This is a genomic window from Pseudomonas sp. RC2C2 (assembly GCF_018390435.1).
GTDB classification, from domain to species: Bacteria; Pseudomonadota; Gammaproteobacteria; order Pseudomonadales; family Pseudomonadaceae; genus Aquipseudomonas; species Aquipseudomonas donghuensis.
On the sequence record NZ_JAHBAX010000001.1, the window covers coordinates 2,089,544 to 2,107,744 of the forward strand.

22 protein-coding genes and 1 pseudogene are annotated in these 18,201 nt (G+C 63.0%); 12 read left to right on the forward strand and 11 right to left on the reverse strand.

Annotated elements, in window-relative coordinates:
• Positions 1–31: 31 nt before the first annotated feature.
• The 4 genes and pseudogenes from KHO53_RS09685 to KHO53_RS09700 all read right to left on the reverse strand — a co-directional run.
• Positions 32–799 (reverse strand): uroporphyrinogen-III synthase, encoded by a 768-nt coding sequence (locus KHO53_RS09685; RefSeq protein ID WP_010221136.1) that lies wholly within the window; start codon positions 797–799, stop codon positions 32–34.
• A complete protein-coding gene (gene hemC, locus KHO53_RS09690; protein WP_010221135.1) occupies positions 796–1,737 on the reverse strand; it encodes a hydroxymethylbilane synthase in 942 nt (313 codons plus the stop codon). Before hemC ends, KHO53_RS09685 begins: the two co-directional genes overlap by 4 nt.
• Before the next feature lie 121 nt (positions 1,738–1,858).
• Complete coding sequence (locus tag KHO53_RS09695; RefSeq protein ID WP_010221134.1) at positions 1,859–2,605, reverse strand: LytR/AlgR family response regulator transcription factor; 747 nt, start codon at positions 2,603–2,605, stop codon at positions 1,859–1,861.
• Positions 2,602–2,709, reverse strand: a pseudogene (locus KHO53_RS09700) (sensor histidine kinase); the annotation flags it as partial. The gene KHO53_RS09695 and the pseudogene KHO53_RS09700, both read right to left, overlap by 4 nt.
• A gap of 220 nt (positions 2,710–2,929) precedes the next feature.
• Here KHO53_RS09700 and argH point away from each other — a divergent pair.
• Positions 2,930–4,324: an argininosuccinate lyase gene (gene argH / locus KHO53_RS09705; RefSeq protein ID WP_213570250.1), complete on the forward strand. Its 1,395-nt coding sequence runs from the start codon at positions 2,930–2,932 to the stop codon at positions 4,322–4,324.
• Between the two features lie 55 nt (positions 4,325–4,379).
• Here the strand turns inward: argH and KHO53_RS09710 are convergent, their stop codons facing one another.
• Positions 4,380–5,042: a glutathione S-transferase family protein gene (locus tag KHO53_RS09710; RefSeq protein ID WP_010221132.1), complete on the reverse strand. Its 663-nt coding sequence runs from the start codon at positions 5,040–5,042 to the stop codon at positions 4,380–4,382.
• 146 nt (positions 5,043–5,188) lie between these two features.
• Between KHO53_RS09710 and KHO53_RS09715 the strand changes: the two genes are divergently transcribed.
• From KHO53_RS09715 to KHO53_RS09725, 3 genes are all read left to right on the forward strand, one after another.
• A complete protein-coding gene (locus KHO53_RS09715; RefSeq protein ID WP_213570251.1) occupies positions 5,189–5,473 on the forward strand; it encodes a hypothetical protein in 285 nt (94 codons plus the stop codon).
• Between the two features lie 84 nt (positions 5,474–5,557).
• The gene (locus KHO53_RS09720; RefSeq protein ID WP_213570252.1) at positions 5,558–5,803 is read left to right on the forward strand and encodes a TIGR02647 family protein; all 246 of its coding nucleotides are present in this window, start codon (positions 5,558–5,560) and stop codon (positions 5,801–5,803) included.
• A gap of 158 nt (positions 5,804–5,961) precedes the next feature.
• Positions 5,962–8,808 carry a class I adenylate cyclase gene (locus KHO53_RS09725; RefSeq protein ID WP_010221129.1) on the forward strand — a complete coding sequence of 949 codons (2,847 nt, stop codon included), beginning with the start codon at positions 5,962–5,964 and terminating at the stop codon, positions 8,806–8,808.
• 3 nt (positions 8,809–8,811) lie between these two features.
• Here KHO53_RS09725 and rnk read toward each other — a convergent pair whose 3' ends face one another.
• The 3 genes from rnk to cyaY form a co-directional block, all read right to left on the reverse strand.
• Entirely contained in the window at positions 8,812–9,231 is a 420-nt protein-coding gene (gene rnk, locus KHO53_RS09730) for a nucleoside diphosphate kinase regulator (RefSeq protein ID WP_213570253.1), read from the reverse strand.
• Positions 9,232–9,364: 133 nt separating this feature from the next.
• A complete protein-coding gene (locus KHO53_RS09735; protein ID WP_036994880.1) occupies positions 9,365–9,586 on the reverse strand; it encodes a DUF1289 domain-containing protein in 222 nt (73 codons plus the stop codon).
• On the reverse strand, positions 9,586–9,918 hold the full coding sequence (cyaY, locus tag KHO53_RS09740; protein WP_159389322.1) for an iron donor protein CyaY: 333 nt from the start codon (positions 9,916–9,918) through the stop codon (positions 9,586–9,588). Before cyaY ends, KHO53_RS09735 begins: the two co-directional genes overlap by 1 nt.
• 195 nt (positions 9,919–10,113) lie before the next feature.
• Here cyaY and lptM point away from each other — a divergent pair, with 195 nt between their 5' ends.
• From lptM to KHO53_RS09770, 6 genes are read left to right on the forward strand one after another with little or no spacing between them, the layout of a single operon-like run.
• Positions 10,114–10,251 (forward strand): LPS translocon maturation chaperone LptM, encoded by a 138-nt coding sequence (gene lptM, locus KHO53_RS09745; RefSeq protein ID WP_010221125.1) that lies wholly within the window; start codon positions 10,114–10,116, stop codon positions 10,249–10,251.
• A gap of 9 nt (positions 10,252–10,260) precedes the next feature.
• Positions 10,261–11,508: a diaminopimelate decarboxylase gene (lysA, locus tag KHO53_RS09750; RefSeq protein WP_010221124.1), complete on the forward strand. Its 1,248-nt coding sequence runs from the start codon at positions 10,261–10,263 to the stop codon at positions 11,506–11,508.
• Positions 11,509–11,512: 4 nt separating this feature from the next.
• Positions 11,513–12,343 (forward strand): diaminopimelate epimerase, encoded by an 831-nt coding sequence (dapF, locus tag KHO53_RS09755; protein WP_010221123.1) that lies wholly within the window; start codon positions 11,513–11,515, stop codon positions 12,341–12,343.
• A 13-nt stretch (positions 12,344–12,356) separates the two neighbouring features.
• Complete coding sequence (locus KHO53_RS09760) at positions 12,357–13,094, forward strand: DUF484 family protein (protein ID WP_010221122.1); 738 nt, start codon at positions 12,357–12,359, stop codon at positions 13,092–13,094.
• Positions 13,094–13,993 carry a tyrosine recombinase XerC gene (gene xerC, locus KHO53_RS09765; protein WP_010221121.1) on the forward strand — a complete coding sequence of 300 codons (900 nt, stop codon included), beginning with the start codon at positions 13,094–13,096 and terminating at the stop codon, positions 13,991–13,993. Before KHO53_RS09760 ends, xerC begins: the two co-directional genes overlap by 1 nt.
• Positions 13,990–14,685, forward strand: a complete 696-nt coding sequence (locus tag KHO53_RS09770; RefSeq protein ID WP_036994874.1) for an HAD family hydrolase — start codon at positions 13,990–13,992, stop codon at positions 14,683–14,685. Before xerC ends, KHO53_RS09770 begins: the two co-directional genes overlap by 4 nt.
• 56 nt (positions 14,686–14,741) lie before the next feature.
• Here KHO53_RS09770 and sutA read toward each other — a convergent pair whose 3' ends face one another.
• From sutA to glnK, 3 genes are all read right to left on the reverse strand, one after another.
• A complete protein-coding gene (gene sutA, locus KHO53_RS09775) occupies positions 14,742–15,065 on the reverse strand; it encodes a dormancy-specific transcriptional regulator SutA (RefSeq protein ID WP_115084719.1) in 324 nt (107 codons plus the stop codon).
• A 464-nt stretch (positions 15,066–15,529) separates the two neighbouring features.
• The gene (locus KHO53_RS09780; RefSeq protein ID WP_036994872.1) at positions 15,530–16,861 is read right to left on the reverse strand and encodes an ammonium transporter; all 1,332 of its coding nucleotides are present in this window, start codon (positions 16,859–16,861) and stop codon (positions 15,530–15,532) included.
• A 43-nt stretch (positions 16,862–16,904) separates the two neighbouring features.
• Positions 16,905–17,243, reverse strand: coding sequence for a P-II family nitrogen regulator (glnK, locus tag KHO53_RS09785; protein ID WP_002555808.1), 339 nt, complete (start codon positions 17,241–17,243; stop codon positions 16,905–16,907).
• Between the two features lie 329 nt (positions 17,244–17,572).
• Between glnK and KHO53_RS09790 the strand changes: the two genes are divergently transcribed.
• The gene (locus KHO53_RS09790; protein WP_213570254.1) at positions 17,573–17,836 is read left to right on the forward strand and encodes an accessory factor UbiK family protein; all 264 of its coding nucleotides are present in this window, start codon (positions 17,573–17,575) and stop codon (positions 17,834–17,836) included.
• A 7-nt stretch (positions 17,837–17,843) separates the two neighbouring features.
• Positions 17,844–18,197: a gamma-glutamylcyclotransferase family protein gene (locus KHO53_RS09795; protein ID WP_010221116.1), complete on the forward strand. Its 354-nt coding sequence runs from the start codon at positions 17,844–17,846 to the stop codon at positions 18,195–18,197.
• Positions 18,198–18,201: the final 4 nt, after the last annotated feature.

An 18,201-nucleotide genomic window follows, 5' to 3' on the forward strand; every position in this document is an offset into this window, starting at 1 on the left:
ATTACGGCACGTCGCCAATCAGCTTAGCGCCTTAGGGGGCTGGTGCAGGAGTTTCCTGCAATGTTGCCAGCAAAGCCGCGGCGCTTGCACCACGGCAATCCACTACATTCTGTGCGCCACTGGCGCGGGCGAGTTCCGCTACCCGCGGGCTGGGCACGAACAACGGTAGTTGCACCAACTGCGGCCAGTCTGCACCTGCCAGCTCGCGCAAGTGTTCAAAACCCTGCCCACTGCTGACCACCAGGCCATTCAGGCGTTCCCCGGCAATACGCCGGGCCAGGGTGGCCTCAGGGTAATGCGGCAAGTAGCGGCGATACAACTCAAGGTAATCGACACGGGCACCCAATGCGGCCAAGCGCTCAGCGAGCAATTCACGCCCCCCCTCGCCGCGGATGATCAACACCCGTGGCTGTGAGCGCCTGATCGCTTCGCTCAACGCCGGCAGCTGCAGCAATGCTTCGCTGTCGTCGCCTTGGGCTGGATAACTGACATTGAGGCCATGGTCGTCAAGAATCTGCGCAGTGGCTGCGCCGACGGTAAACCAGGCCTGCGCGGGGGGCTGCGGCCAGTGCACATTCAGCTGTTCTATAGCCAAGCGCGCAGCTGGCTTGCTGACGACAATCACCGCGCAGTACTGATCGAGCGTTTGCACCTGGCCAAGCTGCGCTGGCGTCAGCGCCAGCGGCTCGATTTCCAGCAACGGCAGGCTGCTGCTGAACACCCCCTGTTCGGCAAGCGTCTGGGCCAGCGCCGTGCATTCTTCTGCCGGCCGGGTCAGCAGCAGGCGCCAGCGGCTCACGGATGCCCGGCCTCGCCGTAGACCGCCTTGAGAATTTCCTCGGCACCTTGCCCGAGCAGGTCTTCGGCGACCTTGATGCCAAGCGCTTCGGCATCCTTGCGCGGCGCGCGGGCCTGGGCGGTGAGCAACTTGCCACCGGCGGGCTCGCCCACCAGCCCGCGCAACCAGAGCTGATCGCCTTCCAGCACCGCATAACAGGCAATCGGTACTTGGCAGCCACCGTTGAGGTGCTTGTTCAGGGCGCGCTCGGCAGTAACCCGGTCAGCGGTGTCGACGTGATGCAACGGAGCCAGCAGCGCATGGATTTCGCTGTCGGCGCTGCGGCACTCGATGCCCACTGCGCCCTGGCCGCCTGCGGGCAGGCTGTCGTCAACGCTGATACTGGAGGTGATGCGATCTTCAAACCCCAGACGGATCAGGCCGGCGGCGGCGAGGATGATGGCGTCGTACTCACCGGCATCGAGCTTGGCCAGGCGGGTGTTGACGTTGCCACGCAAGAAGCGGATTTCGAGGTCGGGGCGACGGCTCAGCAACTGGGCCTGGCGGCGCAGGCTGGAGGTACCGACGATACTGCCGGCCGGCAGCGCCTCGAGGCTGTCAAAGGTGTTGGAAACAAAGGCATCGCGCGGATCTTCGCGTTCACAGATGCAGAACAGGCCCAGGCCTGCCGGGAAGTCCATCGGCACGTCTTTCATCGAATGCACGGCGATGTCGGCCTGGTTCTCCAGCAGCGCGGTTTCCAGTTCCTTGACGAACAGGCCCTTGCCGCCGATTTTCGACAGCGGCGAGTCGAGCAACTTGTCGCCACGGCTGACCATCGGCACCAGGGTCACGACCAGGCCAGGATGGGCCTGCTCCAGACGGGCTTTGACATATTCGGCCTGCCACAGGGCCAGGGCACTTTTGCGGGTGGCAATGCGGATTTCGCGAGTGGACATGGAACGATCCGTACGAGATAGATTCGCCCGATGATAACAGCTCAGTCCAGACCGCTAGCAGATCTAAATCATGCTAGGTGCCGACCATCCCTGGCCCTCGACTGCTCGATAGTCCTCGCCCTTACAGTTGCTGCATCATCTTGCGTACACCGGCCACATGCCGGCGGCTGACGATCAGGGCATCGCCATTGAGGCCCTTGAGAAACAGCTGGAAATGCCCAAGCGGCGTGCGTTGCAAGCGCTCGATGCGGTTACGGGCGACCAGCGCGTTACGGTGAATACGGACAAAACGCTCGCCGAACTCGTCTTCCAGAGCCTTGAGTGGCTCGTCGAGCAGCACTTCGCCAGATTCGTGCCGCAGGGTCACGTATTTATGATCGGCGATGAAATAGATCACCTGGTCGAGGGGGATCAATTCAATGCCTTTGCGCGTGCGGGCACTGATATGGCTGCGCGGCCCGCTGCCACTCTCGGCCGCCGGCCGGGTCAGCGCCGCCAACTGCACGCGGTTGGGGCGTTCGGCCCTTTTCAAGGCGTCACGCAGGCTATCGGGCTGCACCGGCTTGAGCACATAGCCCAAGGTGCTGTCCTTGAACGATTCGACGGTGAACTCATGGTCACCGGTACAAAACACCACTGCAGGCGGTGCTTCGCGCTCGCACAGCCGCGCAGCGACCTGCAGGCCATCGAGCCCCGGCATGCGGATGTCGAGCAGGACGACCTCGGGCTTGAGGCTGTCAATCAGGGCCAGAGCCTCTTCGCCATTGGTGGCGCTGGGCTCCAGCACAGTATAGCCCTCCAGTTCGCCGAGCAGTCGGCTCAGGCGTTCCCGGGCTTGGGGTTCGTCATCAACGATCAGGACATTCATATTGCGCTGGATTCCTGCGTGAGTCTCGCACAAGGATAGCGTAGACAGGTGAGGTGACGACCGTCACGGCGATCCACGCTCAGACTCGCACGATGGCTAAAGATTCACTGGCCCGGCAGGAAACATGCCGAGCCTCTGTCCAACTGTAGACGGTTGCCGCAACACTGCCGTTCAATCGATAAATATCCTGTTGCAAGCGCGCTGTCGCGGGCCTGTGCTGCGACATAAACCCGCATTTACGCCGACCGCCGCACTCCGGCAGGGCCGCCAATCCTGCTATGATCGGCAGCACTTTTTCCGTTCACGCCTTCAACGAGTGAATCCATGAGCACCGACAAGACCAATCAGTCCTGGGGCGGCCGCTTCAGTGAGCCCGTCGACGCCTTCGTCGCCCGCTTCACCGCCTCCGTCAATTTCGACCAGCGCCTGTACCGCCACGACATCATGGGTTCGATCGCCCACGCCACCATGCTGGCGAAGGTCGGCGTCCTCACCGACGCCGAGCGCGACACCATCATCGACGGCCTGAAGACCATCCAGGGCGACATCGAGGCCGGCAACTTCGATTGGCGCGTCGACCTTGAAGACGTGCACATGAACATCGAGGCACGCCTGACCGACCGCATCGGCATCACCGGTAAAAAGCTGCACACCGGCCGCAGCCGCAACGATCAGGTCGCAACCGATATCCGCCTGTGGCTGCGTGACGAAATCGACCTGATCCTGGCCGAGATCACCCGCCTGCAGCAGGGCCTGCTGGAGCAGGCCGAGCGCGAAGCCGAAACCGTCATGCCCGGCTTCACCCACCTGCAGACCGCCCAGCCGGTGACCTTCGGCCACCACCTGCTGGCCTGGTTCGAAATGCTCAGCCGCGACTACGAGCGCCTGGTCGACTGCCGCAAGCGCACCAACCGCATGCCCCTGGGCAGCGCCGCACTGGCCGGCACCACCTACCCGATCGACCGCGAACTGACCTGCCAGCTGCTGGGCTTCGAAGCAGTAGCCGGCAACTCGCTCGACGGTGTCTCTGATCGCGACTTCGCCATTGAATTCTGCGCGGCCGCCAGCGTGGCGATGATGCACCTGTCGCGCTTCTCCGAAGAGTTGGTGCTGTGGACCAGCGCCCAGTTCCAGTTCATCGACCTGCCTGATCGCTTCTGCACCGGCAGTTCGATCATGCCGCAGAAAAAGAACCCGGACGTGCCGGAGCTGGTGCGCGGCAAGACCGGCCGCGTGTTCGGCGCCCTCACCGGCCTGCTGACCCTGATGAAAGGCCAGCCACTGGCCTACAACAAGGACAACCAGGAAGACAAGGAGCCGCTGTTCGACGCCGCCGACACCTTGCGCGACTCGCTGCGCGCCTTTGCCGACATGATCCCGGCGATCAAGCCGCGTCACGCCACCATGCGTGAAGCAGCCCTGCGCGGCTTCAGCACCGCCACCGACCTGGCCGACTACCTGGTACGCCGTGGCCTGCCGTTCCGTGACTGCCACGAAATCGTCGGCCACGCGGTGAAATACGGTGTCGATACCGGCAAGGACCTGGCCGAAATGAGCCTGGACGAGCTGCGCCAGTTCAGCGACCAGATCGAACAGGACGTGTTCGCCGTCCTGACCCTCGAAGGGTCAGTCAACGCCCGTGACCACATCGGCGGTACTGCGCCTGCGCAAGTACGCGCTGCCGTAGCCCGCGGCAAGGCGCTGCTCGCCGCGCGCTAAGCCCTGTCGCGTGCTGCTGCCCGGCCAGTTCTGACTGGGTGGCAGCACTTGGCCTTCAAGGCTTGCTTGAGCGCACCATCTCCAGAAAAGCAGGCATCTGCGCTTCCTTGTCGGCGGCAATTCTCTGCACGTTCGGGTTGTGCTTGAAGCGCTCCAACAGCTCACGCGCTTGCGGAAAGTCTTCCAGCACGTCGATGGCGAAGACCTTCTTGCCCACGGCATAGGCCAGGTCGACGCTAAAGCAGAACAGTATGTCGGCGAGGGTCAGGCTGTCGCCGGCCACAAATGGGCTGAACTTGCCATTGCGCTTGAGGGTGGCGATACCGGCCAGCAATTCGGCCTTGGCCTTGGCCTTGATGGCGTCATCGACCCGTGCGCCGAAAAATGCTTCGGGGTAGCAGGCGCGGGCAGGCAGCTCGATGTACAGCTCGATCTCCTTGGCCAGCTCGTGCACCTTGGCCTGGGCAAAAACCCCTTCAGGCAATAGCGCCTTGCCCGGCTGGGTCCGCTCGATGTAGTCGAGGATCAGGTTGGTTTCGCTGATAAAGCCCTCTTCGGTCTCCAGCACCGGCACCTTGCCGCGCGGGCTGAGCTTCAGCGCTTCGGGGCTCTGGCCGCCGAAAAACAGCACTTCTTCAAACGGCACGCCCTTTTCCAGCAGCGCCAGTTTGGCCATGTTGTAGTAGTTGCTGACCGAAAATCCATGAAGCTTGAGCATGAAACAGCCTCCAGGCCGTAAAGGGGTTGGCCGGGTTGTTATAGACCCAAGTGCCGGGTACTGACCAGCATCATGGAGTCTGTCGATAGCAAGGCATCGGTGCCCGGCTCGTGGCAAACTGGGCACCCCAAAAGAGGAAAGCGCCCATGAGCGAACCAACCGATATCGACAACGACGAAGAAGAGTTCGCCGAGTCGACCCTGATCGAAGCGATCGAGAACCAGATCGAAAGCGACAACCCGCCAGCGGCCAAAGCCACGTTCAACAAGTTGACCCTGGTGGGTTACGAGCGTGACGACATCCTCAACCTCATGGCCCATGTGCTGGCCTACGAGATTGACGCGATGCTCGAAGACGACCGCGCGTTCAACACCGAATGGTACGAAACCGCCTTGCGCGCCCTGCCCGAGCTGCCGCCGGAAAAGGTCTGAAGCAAAGCAGGATTTCCCTGACTACACTGCAAAACCAGGCACCGGCGACGGTGCTGCCCTCCTTGTCTGGAAGTCGGAGTCTCTATGTCGTTTACCCCCGAACTGATTGCCGAGCTGGAAGTCCTTGCCTTGTTCAACCTGGATAGCAGCCAGGAAGGTATCAAGGTTCATAACACTGCCTCCAAGGAGGTAATCGCTGCAGCGCGTCGTCTGTACGAGAAAAAGCTCACTGACCAGCCCGATGGCGGTTACCTGACCAGCCTTGGTCACGATGCTGCCGAGAACGTGCAGGTGTTGCTGAACATTCTGAAAGTCGCCGAACCTGCCTGATCGGGACTGCCTTGCAGTCCATCGCCGGCAACGCCGGCTCCCACAGTGGGGGCTGGCCTTGCTATCGGTCGTCTCCACACCATCGCTAATAAAATGGCGTCAAAATTAAAATAGCTTAAACTCGCCATTGCTCCCTAGACGGCCGGTTTCAGCTCGCCATGAACCACCCCCACGAAATTCGCCCCGACCTCGATCAGGGCATTGACCGCAAGGTGCTCAGCCAGCTGCGCCAACGTTTCCTGACGCTCAACCAGGGGCGCCTGGGGCGGGCCATGGACGGGCTGTCGAGCCGGCAACAGCAGGTGCTGACCCTGCTGCCGCTGTTCTTGCACGTCAATCACCCGCTGCTGCCCGGTTATGTATCCGGCAACACACCGGCGGGCGTCGCCAATTTCGAGCCTGATGCCCCACTGCTGGCCGAAGCCCAGCGCCTGACCCGCTCGTTCTCGTACAAGGCCCGGCGCGGCAACCCGCCCCAGCCGATTCACGGGCTGTACCTGATGGGCAGCCTGGGCACCCTGGCCCAGGCCGAGCAAAGCGACATGGACGTCTGGGTCTGCCACGCCGCCGACCTCAGCGAAAGCGAGCTGGCAGAGCTGCGCAAGAAGTGCCTGTTGCTGGAAATCTGGGCGGCCAGCCAGGGCGCCGAGGCCCACCTGTTCTTGATCGAGCCGCAGAGCTTCGTCCAGGGCGAACGCGACGGCCAGCTCAGCTCCGACGACTGCGGCACCACCCAGCATTACCTGCTGCTCGACGAGTTCTACCGCACCGCCATCTGGCTCGCCGGGCGCACGCCCTTGTGGTGGCTGGTACCGGTCTACGAAGAAACACGCTACCGGCAATACATCGAGACCCTGCTGTGCAAACGCTTCGTGCGTGCCGAAGACAACCTCGACCTCGGCCACCTGGCGCACATCCCGCCAGGCGAGTTCGTCGGCGCCGGTCTCTGGCAGCTGTTCAAGGGCATTGAGTCGCCCTACAAGTCGGTGCTCAAGCTGCTGCTGACCGAGGTCTATGCCAGTGAACACCCACAGGTGCAGTGCCTGAGCCTGCAGTTCAAGCAGGCGGTGTTCAGCAATCACCTCGACCTCGACGAGCTCGACCCCTACATGATGGTCTACCGGCGCATCGAGCAGTACCTGCAAGGCCGGGGCGAACGTGAGCGGCTGGAGCTGGTGCGGCGCAGCCTGTACCTGAAGGTCAACAAGAAGCTCAGCGGCCTGGCCCGCTCGCGCAGCACCAGTTGGCAGCGCGAGCTGCTGCAACGGCTGAGCCGGGAATGGGGCTGGGACGAGCGTCAACTGACGCTGCTCGACAGCCGCAGCCAGTGGAAAGTCCGCCAGGTGGCGCTCGAGCGCCGCGAGCTGGTGGCCGAGCTGAACTACAGCTACCGCTTCCTCTGCCAGTTTGCCCGCAGCCAGAACGCCATCAGCCGCATCGACCAGCGCGACCTCAGCGTGCTCGGCCGGCGCCTGTATGCCGCTTTCGAACGGCGCGCCGGCAAGGTCGAGTTCATCAACCCGGGAATCGCCCCGGACTTGGCCGAAGATACCCTGACCCTGGTCCAGTCACCCAACCGCAAGGAGCCCGGGCAACACCACTGGGGCCTGTACAACGGCAACCTGGGCGTACACGAGTGGGAGCATTTTGCTCCGATCAAGCGTTGCCGCGAGCTGCTTGAGCTGCTGACCTGGGCCCACCGCAACGGCGTGATCGACAGCAGCACGCGCCTGGCCCTGCACCCGGGCAGCAGCGACCTGAGCGAGTACGAGCTGTTCAACCTGCTCGGCAGCCTGCAACAGAGCGTCGCCCTGCCGTTGTCGCTGGTCAGCGAACAGCGCCTGCTGCAGCCCAGTGTGGCCGACGAGATCCTGCTGTTGGTCAACGTCGGCGTCGACCCGCTGCAACACCACCGCGACCTGAACATCCTGATGACCACCGAACGCACCGACTCGCTGAGCTATGCCGGGGTGCGCGAAAACCTGGTGCTGACCCTCGACCAGGTCACGCTCAACAGCTGGAACGAAGTGCAGGTGCACCGCTACGACGGCGGACATGCGCTGTTGCGCTGCCTGCGTGATTACCTCAATGGTCTGGGCAGCGAGCACATCCCTCGGCTGCGGGTGCGCTGCTTCTGCCACAACCGTGCCCAGGCCATTGCCCTGCGGGTCGAAGACGTATTCGCCACCACCCAGGGGCTGCTGGCGCAGAACCTCAACCATCGCTACCTGTTGCAGGTTGAGCAGCACACCCATGTGCTGGAGCTGCACCCTGGCGCCGTGAACCTGGTGACCCTCGACGATCAGGACGCAGTACTGCGCTACCTCGGCGAAGAACGCAGCGATTACAGCCCCCTGCACCTGGACGCCAACGCCCTGCAGGAGCTGGACCTGGCGCAGGTACTACCCTTGGGCCAACCGCAATGCATCCAGCTGTTCTATCGGGTGCAAGAGGCCTTCGCCGATGTCTACGTGCTCGATGAGCACAATGCCCTGTGGCAGCAACGCCTGCCGTTCCACGATGAAAACAGCCTGTTGCTGCCCCTGCAGCGCTTTTTGCAATCGATCGTGTTTCGCCGCGAAGCACGGCTGCCCCTGGACAGCCTGCAGGCCCAAGGCTCACTGGATATTCTTTATTACCAATTGTTGCCGTCAGGCCCTGGCAAGGTCCGCCAGGTGGAAGCGCGCCAGGTCGAGGTCAAGGCCATCGACCGGCCGTACTACGAAGTGCAGGCAATTTTACAAGCCGGCGCCAGCGACGACGTACAAGTAACGCTGTACTGCAATCAGCGGGAGTTTTCCCAGCTCGAGCATGGCGACCAACTGTATGCGGTGGTCGCCCGCGAGATCATCGATCAGCGCCGCGAGGCCGAGCGCTACCGCTGCTATATCACCGACCTGGACCTGTCGGGCCTGCTGGCCGACGGCCTGGGCTCAAGCATCCTCTACCTGCGCTACAAGGGTGAACTGGAGCGGGCGCTCAACGAGGCCCTGGCGCAGGCTTGAGGCTCAGAGGTCGAAGTTGCCAGCGGCTTCTGGCTGGTACTCGACTTCGAGCAGTTTCAGCTTGAGGGTCTTGCCGCCCGGGGCCGGCCAGTCGATCTGCTCACCTACCGACAAGCCCAGCAGCGCGCTGCCGATCGGGGCGAGGATGGAGATCTTGCCTTCGTCGGCATTGGCGTCTTTCGGATAGACCAAAGTCAGGTGGTAGTCCTTGCCGCTGGCTTCTTCGCGGCAATGAACCCGGGAGTTCATGGTCACGACACCGGCCGGAACTTCCTCGTGACCGACCTGTTCGGCGCGGTCCAGCTCGTCCTGCAAGGCGAGCACACCCGGCGACTCCTGCGTCTTCTCATCGAGGCTTTCGATAAGACGCTCGAGACGCTGTACGTCCAATCGGGTGACGATAATGGAAGGCTTGGTGCTCATGATCCGGTCAGACTCCTTTTTCTGGGCGATATAAAGCAAAACCCCGCCCAAGGGCGGGGTTTGCAGGAATTCGGCACAGCCGAAACAGGTTCGACACTACCACAGCCAAGTAAATACACAATACCCGCAGGGTCTATGCCGACCCGGCCAGCTGTCGACGCGCCAGCGCCTCGCGGCAGATCTGCCGGCGCTGCTCATCGTCGGCCGCACGCCACTGGCGAATGTCCTCGACATGGCGAAAGCAGCCGATGCAGACCTTGTGCTCATCCAGCCGGCAGGTGCTGATGCACGGCGACGGCACCGCCGGGCTGACATTGCTGTAGAGCGGCTTGGCCGGCTTGGGCGCGCTGCTCATCAGATTTCGTCGAAATCGAGCTTTTCACCGATCCGCTCCCAGACGATGCGCTCAAGCATCTCACCGAGCAGCTCTTCGGTCTTTTCGCAGGTCCACTTGCCGCTCGACTCATCGTAGTCGAAGTGGAAACCACCGGATTTGTCCGCCAGCCACAGCTGGCGCAGCGGCTCCTGGCGGCTGAAGATCAGTTGGCTGCCGTTGTCGAACTTGATGGTCAGGACCCCTGCCGAGTTCTCCATGTCCAGATCCAGGTCCGTCTCGTCGAACAGGTCTTCCAGCGCCTGTTGGGTCGCGTCGACCAGGTCGTGAAAACGCGCTTCGGTCAAACTCATTGCAAGAACCTCAAAAATGTCTGCACACACGCAAGCCGGGCAAGATACGAGCGCGGCGCGCCGAATGCAAAGGATACCGACCTGCGCCAGGCAGCGCAGCCACCACCCCGCCCGACGGCGGGCTGCCTGCATAGGCAAGGGGCCGGGCGCTCGGTATACTCGGGCGCAATACTGCTTATTACAAAGGATTACGCCATGAAGCGCCTGATCTCCACCCTCGCGGCGCTCGTCGCGGTTGCCTGCCTCGTCTCCGCCTGCGGCCAGAAGGGCCCGCTGTACCTGCCAGACGACAGCAAAGACGGTCAAAAGTCGCAATCGCACAAGCACCAGTAAGGGTAACCCATGGACGCTTTCAACTACCGCGACGGTGAACTGTTCGCGGAAGGCGTGGCCCTGTCGGCCATCGCCGAACGTTTCGGCACGCCGACCTACGTCTACTCGCGCGCCCACATCGAGGCCCAGTACCGTAGCTACGCCGATGCCCTGGAGGGTGTTTCGCACCTGGTGTGCTTCGCCGTCAAGGCCAACTCCAACCTCGGCGTGCTGAACCTGCTGGCCCGCCTGGGTGCAGGTTTCGACATCGTTTCCGGCGGTGAGCTGGAGCGTGTCCTGGCCGCTGGCGGTCGGGCCGATCGCGTGGTGTTCTCCGGCGTCGGCAAGACCCGTGAAGACATGCGCCGCGCCCTGGAAGTCGGCGTGCACTGCTTCAACGTCGAATCCACCGACGAGCTCGAACGCCTGCAGGTCGTGGCTGCCGAAATGGGCGTACGCGCGCCGGTTTCGTTGCGGGTCAACCCGGACGTCGATGCCGGCACCCACCCGTACATCTCCACGGGCCTGAAAGAAAACAAGTTCGGTATCGCCATCGCCGATGCCGAAGAGGTGTACATCCGCGCCGCGCAGTTGCCAAACCTGGAAGTGGTCGGCGTCGACTGCCATATCGGCTCGCAGCTGACCACCCTGGAACCCTTCCTCGATGCCCTCGACCGCCTGCTGGCGCTGATCGACCGCCTCGGCGACTGCGGCATCCTCCTGCGCCACCTGGACCTGGGTGGCGGCGTCGGCGTGCGCTATCGCGACGAAGAGCCGCCACTGGCCGGCGACTACATCAAGGCCATCCGCGAGCGGGTCGGTGATCGCGACCTGGCCCTGGTGTTCGAGCCGGGCCGCTACATCGTTGCCAACGCCGGCGTGCTGCTGACCCAGGTCGAGTACCTCAAGCACACCGAGCACAAGGATTTCGCCATCGTCGATGCGGCGATGAACGACCTGATCCGCCCAGCCCTGTACCAGGCCTGGATGAACGTCACCGCCGTGCAGCCGCGTGCCGGTGAAGGCCGTACCTACGACATCGTCGGGCCGATCTGCGAAACCGGCGACTTCCTCGCCAAAGAGCGCGAACTGAACCTGGCCGAAGGCGATTTGCTGGCGGTGCACTCGGCGGGCGCCTATGGTTTCGTCATGAGCTCGAACTACAACACCCGTGGTCGTTGTGCCGAAGTGCTGGTCGATGGTGACCAGGCCTTCGAAGTGCGTCGTCGCGAAACCGTGGCCGAGTTGTTCGCCGGCGAAAGCCTGCTGCCGGAGTAACCCCATGCTGCTGCGTTTTACCAAGATGCATGGGCTGGGCAACGACTTCATGGTCCTCGACCTGGTCAGCCAGCATGCGCACATTTTGCCCAAGCACGCCAAGCAATGGGGCGACCGCCACACCGGCATCGGCTTCGACCAGCTGCTGATCGTCGAGGCGCCAAGCAATCCGGAAGTGGATTTTCGCTACCGGATCTTCAACGCCGACGGCTCCGAGGTCGAACAGTGCGGCAACGGTGCGCGCTGCTTTGCGCGCTTCGTGCTGGACAAGCGCCTGACCGCGAAAAAACGCATCCGCGTCGAAACCAAGGGCGGCATCATCGAGCTCGACGTGCGCAACGACGGGCAGATCAGCGTCGACATGGGCCCACCGCGGCTGGTGCCGGCCGAGATCCCGTTCGAGGCGCCGGCCCAGGCCCTGAGTTACCCGCTCGAGGTCGCCGGGCGCAACGTGGAACTCTTCGCCGTATCGATGGGCAACCCCCATGCGGTACTGCGGGTCGACGACATCAACGCCGCCCCGGTGCACGAGCTGGGCCCGCAGATCGAACATCACCCGCGCTTCCCGCAGCGGGTCAATGTCGGCTTCATCCAGGTCATCGACCGCCACCGCGCGCAACTGCGGGTGTGGGAACGTGGCGCTGGCGAAACCCAGGCCTGCGGAACCGGCGCCTGCGCCGCAGCCGTGGCGGCGATCAGCCAGGGCTGGATGGACTCACCGCTGTTGATCGACCTGCCGGGTGGGCGCCTGTCCATCGAATGGGCAGGCCCGGGCACACCGGTGCTGATGACCGGCCCCGCCGTACGCGTGTTTGAAGGACAGGTTCGTCTATGAGTGAGTACCAGCCATGACCGATCAGCCCCAGGCTCCCGCCGAACAGCCCTGCGACCTTAGTGCCGAGGGCTCGACGCCCACCCTCGGGGCTGAGGCCGTGGTTGCCTACCTGCGCGACAACCCGACGTTCTTTGCCGAGCACGACGAGCTGCTCAGCGAGCTGCACATCCCCCATCAGCGTGGCGATAGCGTGTCGCTGGTCGAGCGCCAGCTCAAGCTGCTGCGCGACCGCAATATCGAGATGCGTCACCGCCTTTCGCAACTGATGGACGTGGCCCGCGACAACGACCGGCTGTTCGACAAGACCCGCCGGCTGATCCTCGACCTGCTCGATGCCGACAGCCTGGAAAACGTGGTCATGGCCGTCGAAGACAGCCTGCGCCAGGAGTTCAAGGTGCCCTTCGTCAGCCTGATCCTGTTCGGTGAAACCGCCGCGCCGGTCGGTCGCTGGGTCAACAGCGCCGACGCCCAGCAAGCCATTGGCGGCCTGTTGTGTGCCGGTAAGACGGTCAGCGGTAACCTGCGCGATCATGAGCTGGACTTCCTGTTCGGCGAAGAGCAGCGCAAGGAAGTCGGCTCCAGCGCCGTCGCCACCCTCAATCATCAGGGCCTGCACGGCGTACTGGCGATCGGTAGCCGCGACCCGCAGCATTACAAGAGCACGGTCGGCACCCTGTTCCTCAGCTACATCGCCGAAGTGCTCGGCCGAGTAGTGCCGCGCCATACCCAGACCCTGCGTCCGGTGCGCTAGTGGAGCGCCAGCTGGAGGCCTTCTGCGCGCACTTGCGCAACGAGCGCCAAGTGTCCGAACACACCCAGCTGGCCTACCGACGCGACCTGGAGAGTGTCCTGGCGTTCTGCGCCAAGAGCGGTATCGACAGCTGGAACGCGCTACAGATCCAGCATCTGCGCCAACTGATCGCCCGCCAGCATCACCAGGGCCAGTCTTCACGTAGCCTTGCCCGCCTGCTTTCGGCAGTGCGTGGTTTCTACCGCTACCTCAACCGCGAAGGCCATTGCAGCCACGATCCGGCCAACGGCCTGTCGGCGCCCAAGGGCGAGCGGCGCCTGCCCAAGACCCTCGACACCGACCGTGCCCTGCAACTGCTGGAAGGCGCGGTCGAAGATGAATTTCTCGCCCGCCGCGACCAGGCCATGCTCGAGCTGTTCTACTCCTCCGGCCTGCGCCTGTCGGAGCTGACCAACCTCAATCTCGATCAGCTTGACCTGCCAGACGGCCTGGTACAGGTGCATGGCAAGGGCAGCAAGACCCGCGTGCTGCCGGTCGGCCGCAAGGCCCGCGAGGCACTGGAGCAATGGCTGCCCCTGCGCGCCGGCAGCGGCCCGCAGGACGGCGCGGTGTTCGTCAGCCAGCAGGGCCGGCGCCTCGGCCCACGGGCCATTCAGCTGCGAGTACAGGCCGCTGGCGCCCGCGAGCTGGGCCAGAACCTGCACCCGCACATGTTGCGACACTCCTTCGCCAGCCATCTGCTGGAATCGTCCCAGGACCTGCGCGCCGTACAAGAGATGCTCGGCCATGCCGACATCGCCACCACGCAGATCTACACTCACCTGGACTTCCAGCACCTGGCCGCCGTGTATGACAGCGCCCACCCCCGGGCCAAACGCAGTAAGGGCAGTGACTCATGAGCATCAAGCTGATCACCTTCGACCTCGACGACACCCTGTGGGACACCGCGCCGGTGATCGTCAGCGCCGAGGCTATCCTGCGCGACTGGCTGGCCGCCAATGCGCCGGACCTTGGCGCAGTACCCGTGGAGCACCTGTACGCCATCCGTGAGCGCCTGGTGCAGGCTGAGCCTGGGCTCAAGCACCGCATCAGCGCCTTGCGCCGGCGCGTGCTGTTCCGCGCCCTGGAAGAGGTCGGCTACAGCGAGAACAAGGCCCGTGAGCTGGCCAACGAAGGCTTCGAAGTGTTCCTCCACGCCCGCCACCAGATCGACATCTTCCCCGAGGTGCAGCCGGTGCTGGAGATCCTGCGTCACAGCTACACGCTGGGCGTGGTCACCAACGGCAACGCCGATGTGCGCCGCCTGGGCCTGGCCGATTACTTCAAGTTTGCCCTGTGCGCCGAAGACCTAGGGATAGGCAAGCCCGACCCGCAACCCTTCCTCGAGGCCCTGCGCCAGGGCGAAGTCGACGCTGATGCGGCGGTACACATCGGCGATCACCCCGGCGATGACATTGCCGGGGCCCAGCGCGCCGGCCTGCGGGCGATCTGGTTCAACCCCCAGGGCAAGGCCTGGGCAGCCGAGAACCGCCCTGATGCGGAAATCCAGCGGCTGTCGCAGTTGCCGGAACTGCTCAACAGCTGGCGCTGAACAGCAGACACAAAAAAGCCCGCAGCGACGGCGGGCTTTCTTGCTGACGGAACCACTCAGATAGGGCGGCTACCGTACTTGTTGTCCGGCTTCTTGGGCGGATCGGCGACCACGTTGGCCTCCACTTCCTGCACCTTGCCACCACGGGAGAGAAACTCTTCCATGGCCTTGGCCAGAGCATCACGCTCCTTCTGCTTGGCTTCCATGCTCGGCATCTCGTCGACCGAGACCGCCGCCGACTTCTTGCCCTTGGCTACAGGTGCCGGGCTGTCGTCGCCGCTGTCGTCAGCCACATCATCAGCTGCCGCTTCGAGGCCTTCATCACCTTCGTCTTCGTCGCCTACTTCGAGGTCGTCAGTTTCCAGATCGTCGTCGCTCATGTTCTACCTCATGACTTGCGAAAAGCAGATTAGTTATAGACCAGCAACGTCGAAAATCGACAGCTGCCAGAAAAAATTCAAGGTCCGCGGACTGGCCGCAGGCCGTGGTTGCGCCACAACGAATGGCGAGAACCGGGCAAACCCCACGTCACGGGCGAGGCCTGTACAAATAAAGAGCGGGCGGCGTTAATGCGCCGACATACCCTGGCGTGATCGACTCGCTTATTGGCAAGCCTAGCAAAGGGTATGGAAGTTTGCGGACAGCTCGTCAGCACCCTTCGGCGCGCATTCTAGCGTGCTCAGAGAAAAAGCAAAGTGCCTAAATTTCACTGAACGCTGTAAGTTTTCTACCCACGCCACATGCAGCCATCAAAGCTCGGCAAGAAACCGTTTGCGCTTGAACGAACGGGCAAAATCCGGGCAAAAAAATGCCCGGCAAGCCGGGCAAGATTTTTTCGAGGACGTTACAGGTTGTAGCCGCGCTCGTTGTGTTGCGCCAGGTCGAGACCGACCGACTCTTCTTCTTCGTTGACCCGCAGGCCCATGACCAGATCCAGCACCTTGAGAATCACGTACGTGACGATCGCGGTGTAGATCACGGTAAAGCCGACGCCCTTGGCCTGAATCCAGACTTGCGCGCCGATGTCTTCGACGGTGCCGAAGCCGCCCAGTGCCGGGGCTGCGAACACGCCGGTGAGGATTGCACCGACGATACCGCCGATGCCGTGCACGCCGAAGGCGTCCAGCGAGTCGTCATAGCCGAGCTTGCGCTTGAGGCTGGTGGCGCAGAAGTAGCAGATCACGCCCGCCACCAGGCCGATCACCAGGGCGCCCATCGGCCCGACGGTGCCGGCAGCCGGGGTGATGGCCACGAGACCGGCTACCACGCCCGAGGCGATACCCAGTGCGCTGGGCTTACCGTGGGTCAGCCACTCGGCGAACATCCAGCCCAGTGCCGCTGCCGCGGTAGCGATCTGGGTGACCAGCATGGCCATGCCGGCGGTGCCGTTGGCGGCGGCGGCGGAGCCTGCGTTGAAGCCGAACCAGCCGATCCACAGCATGGCTGCGCCCATCAGCGTGTAACCGAGGTTGTGCGGGGCCATCGGCGTGGTCGGGAAGCCCTTGCGCTTGCCCAGCACCAGGCAGGCCACCAGGCCGGCGATACCGGCGTTGATGTGCACCACGGTGCCGCCGGCAAAGTCGAGCACGCCCCAGTCCCACATCAGGCCGCCGTTACCGCTCCAGACCATGTGGGCGATCGGCGCATAGACCAGGGTGAACCAGATGGCCATGAAGATCAGCATCGCCGAGAACTTCATGCGCTCGGCAAAGGCTCCGACGATCAGCGCCGGGGTGATGATCGCGAAGGTCATCTGGAAGGTGATGAATACCGCTTCAGGGAACAGCGCCGCCGAAGAGGTCAGGCTCGCCGGAGTCACGCCGGCAAGGAACGCCTTGGACAGACCACCAACGAAGGAATTGAAGTTGACTACGCCTTGCTCCATACCCGTGGTATCGAACGCCAGGCTATAGCCGTAAACCACCCACAGAACGCTGATCAGGCCGGTGATCGCAAAGCACTGCATCATCACCGACAGCACGTTCTTGGAACGCACCATACCGCCGTAGAACAGGGCCAGACCAGGGATGGTCATGAACAGCACCAGGGCTGTGGCGGTCAACATCCAGGCGGTGTCGCCGGAGTTGAGCACGGGGGCTGCCTCCTCTGCCATGGCCAGGCCGGGCATTACGAGGGACAAAAGGGCTCCTAGCCCTGCGAACTGACGCAGAGTCATATTGTTATCTCCTGGGGCGTTGGGGTTTGGTGAGGCTTTTTTGTTAGATCGCGTCGGTATCGGTTTCGCCGGTACGGATGCGAATCGCCTGCTCCAGATTGACCACGAAAATCTTGCCGTCACCGATCTTGCCGGTGTTGGCCGCCTTGGTGATCGCCTCGATGACCCGGTCCAGATCCTTGTCGTCGATAGCAACGTCGATCTTCACCTTGGGCAGGAAATCGACCACATATTCAGCGCCGCGATACAGCTCGGTGTGACCTTTCTGCCGGCCGAAACCTTTGACTTCAGTGACAGTGATGCCCTGCACGCCGATTTCGGACAACGACTCGCGCACGTCGTCCAACTTGAACGGCTTGATGATGGCAGTGACTAGCTTCATGAAACTCTCTCCCGAATTGGTGGACTTGCCCCAGGAAAACAAACCCGACTCAAGTCTAAGCGCAGTGCCTGGCTTTGTAACGCGTCGTCATGGTGACTGCATCAGTGCATGGGTCATGAAGGTCTTAGCAGAAAGCTTGCCAGATTGGTTAAAGCCCGGAATTACAGGGGCTTACGTTACCCGGCCCGACTTGGCCAGTCGCCAGCACCGTTTTGATGCACAACAACGGTGCGCGGCGTTTCGCCGCCATGCGCGAAAAGCGTGCAGCATTGGGGCGCGAATACTGCGTGTTACACTGGCGCCCCATTGCATACTGTGGACAGCCGAACATGCTCGCGCCCAAAGCCTTTCTTGATGCCCTGAGCGACCAGGCCTCGCGCCTGTTCAGCGGTGATACCTCGCAGCCTCGCGGCGAAATCGAAAGCCAGTTCAAAGCCCTGCTGCAAAGCGGCTTCAGCAAACTGGAACTGGTCAGCCGGGAAGAATTCGACAGCCAGATGGTCGTCCTGGCCCGCACCCGCGCCCGCCTTGAAGCGCTCGAAGCCAAGGTCGCGGAAATGGAAGCACGCCTGAACCCGCCTGCTGCGGAGTGAGCCTGCGATGACACCATCTGCCGAGTACCCGGTGCTGTTGTTCTCCTACGGCACCCTGCAGGACAAAGCTGTGCAACTGGCCAACTTCGGCCGCGAACTGGTCGGCCAGGCTGATCAGATGCTCGGTTACAGCCAGGCCTGGGTGGAAATCACCGACCCGCAAGTCCTGGCCACCAGCGGCAAGACCCACCACCCGATCGTCACCCCCAGCAGCAATGCCGAGGACAGCGTGGCCGGCATGGTCTTGCAGATCAGCGAGGCGGAACTTGCGGCGGCGGATGCCTATGAAGTGGCCGACTACAAGCGGGTCGCCGTGACCCTGGCCTCTGGCCTGACGGCCTGGGTTTACGTGCGCGCCTGAGCTC

Coding starts and splice junctions, on each gene's coding strand:
- hemC (WP_010221135.1), bottom strand. CDS start 1,737: ATGTCCACTCGCGAAATCCGCATTGCCACCCGCAAAAGTGCCCTGGCC.
- KHO53_RS09695 (WP_010221134.1), bottom strand. CDS start 2,605: ATGAATGTCCTGATCGTTGATGACGAACCCCAAGCCCGGGAACGCCTG.
- argH (WP_213570250.1), top strand. CDS start 2,930: ATGAGCACCGACAAGACCAATCAGTCCTGGGGCGGCCGCTTCAGTGAG.
- KHO53_RS09710 (WP_010221132.1), bottom strand. CDS start 5,042: ATGCTCAAGCTTCATGGATTTTCGGTCAGCAACTACTACAACATGGCC.
- KHO53_RS09715 (WP_213570251.1), top strand. CDS start 5,189: ATGAGCGAACCAACCGATATCGACAACGACGAAGAAGAGTTCGCCGAG.
- KHO53_RS09720 (WP_213570252.1), top strand. CDS start 5,558: ATGTCGTTTACCCCCGAACTGATTGCCGAGCTGGAAGTCCTTGCCTTG.
- KHO53_RS09725 (WP_010221129.1), top strand. CDS start 5,962: ATGAACCACCCCCACGAAATTCGCCCCGACCTCGATCAGGGCATTGAC.
- rnk (WP_213570253.1), bottom strand. CDS start 9,231: ATGAGCACCAAGCCTTCCATTATCGTCACCCGATTGGACGTACAGCGT.
- KHO53_RS09735 (WP_036994880.1), bottom strand. CDS start 9,586: ATGAGCAGCGCGCCCAAGCCGGCCAAGCCGCTCTACAGCAATGTCAGC.
- cyaY (WP_159389322.1), bottom strand. CDS start 9,918: ATGAGTTTGACCGAAGCGCGTTTTCACGACCTGGTCGACGCGACCCAA.
- lptM (WP_010221125.1), top strand. CDS start 10,114: ATGAAGCGCCTGATCTCCACCCTCGCGGCGCTCGTCGCGGTTGCCTGC.
- lysA (WP_010221124.1), top strand. CDS start 10,261: ATGGACGCTTTCAACTACCGCGACGGTGAACTGTTCGCGGAAGGCGTG.
- dapF (WP_010221123.1), top strand. CDS start 11,513: ATGCTGCTGCGTTTTACCAAGATGCATGGGCTGGGCAACGACTTCATG.
- KHO53_RS09760 (WP_010221122.1), top strand. CDS start 12,357: ATGACCGATCAGCCCCAGGCTCCCGCCGAACAGCCCTGCGACCTTAGT.
- KHO53_RS09770 (WP_036994874.1), top strand. CDS start 13,990: ATGAGCATCAAGCTGATCACCTTCGACCTCGACGACACCCTGTGGGAC.
- sutA (WP_115084719.1), bottom strand. CDS start 15,065: ATGAGCGACGACGATCTGGAAACTGACGACCTCGAAGTAGGCGACGAA.
- KHO53_RS09780 (WP_036994872.1), bottom strand. CDS start 16,861: ATGACTCTGCGTCAGTTCGCAGGGCTAGGAGCCCTTTTGTCCCTCGTA.
- glnK (WP_002555808.1), bottom strand. CDS start 17,243: ATGAAGCTAGTCACTGCCATCATCAAGCCGTTCAAGTTGGACGACGTG.
- KHO53_RS09790 (WP_213570254.1), top strand. CDS start 17,573: ATGCTCGCGCCCAAAGCCTTTCTTGATGCCCTGAGCGACCAGGCCTCG.
- KHO53_RS09795 (WP_010221116.1), top strand. CDS start 17,844: ATGACACCATCTGCCGAGTACCCGGTGCTGTTGTTCTCCTACGGCACC.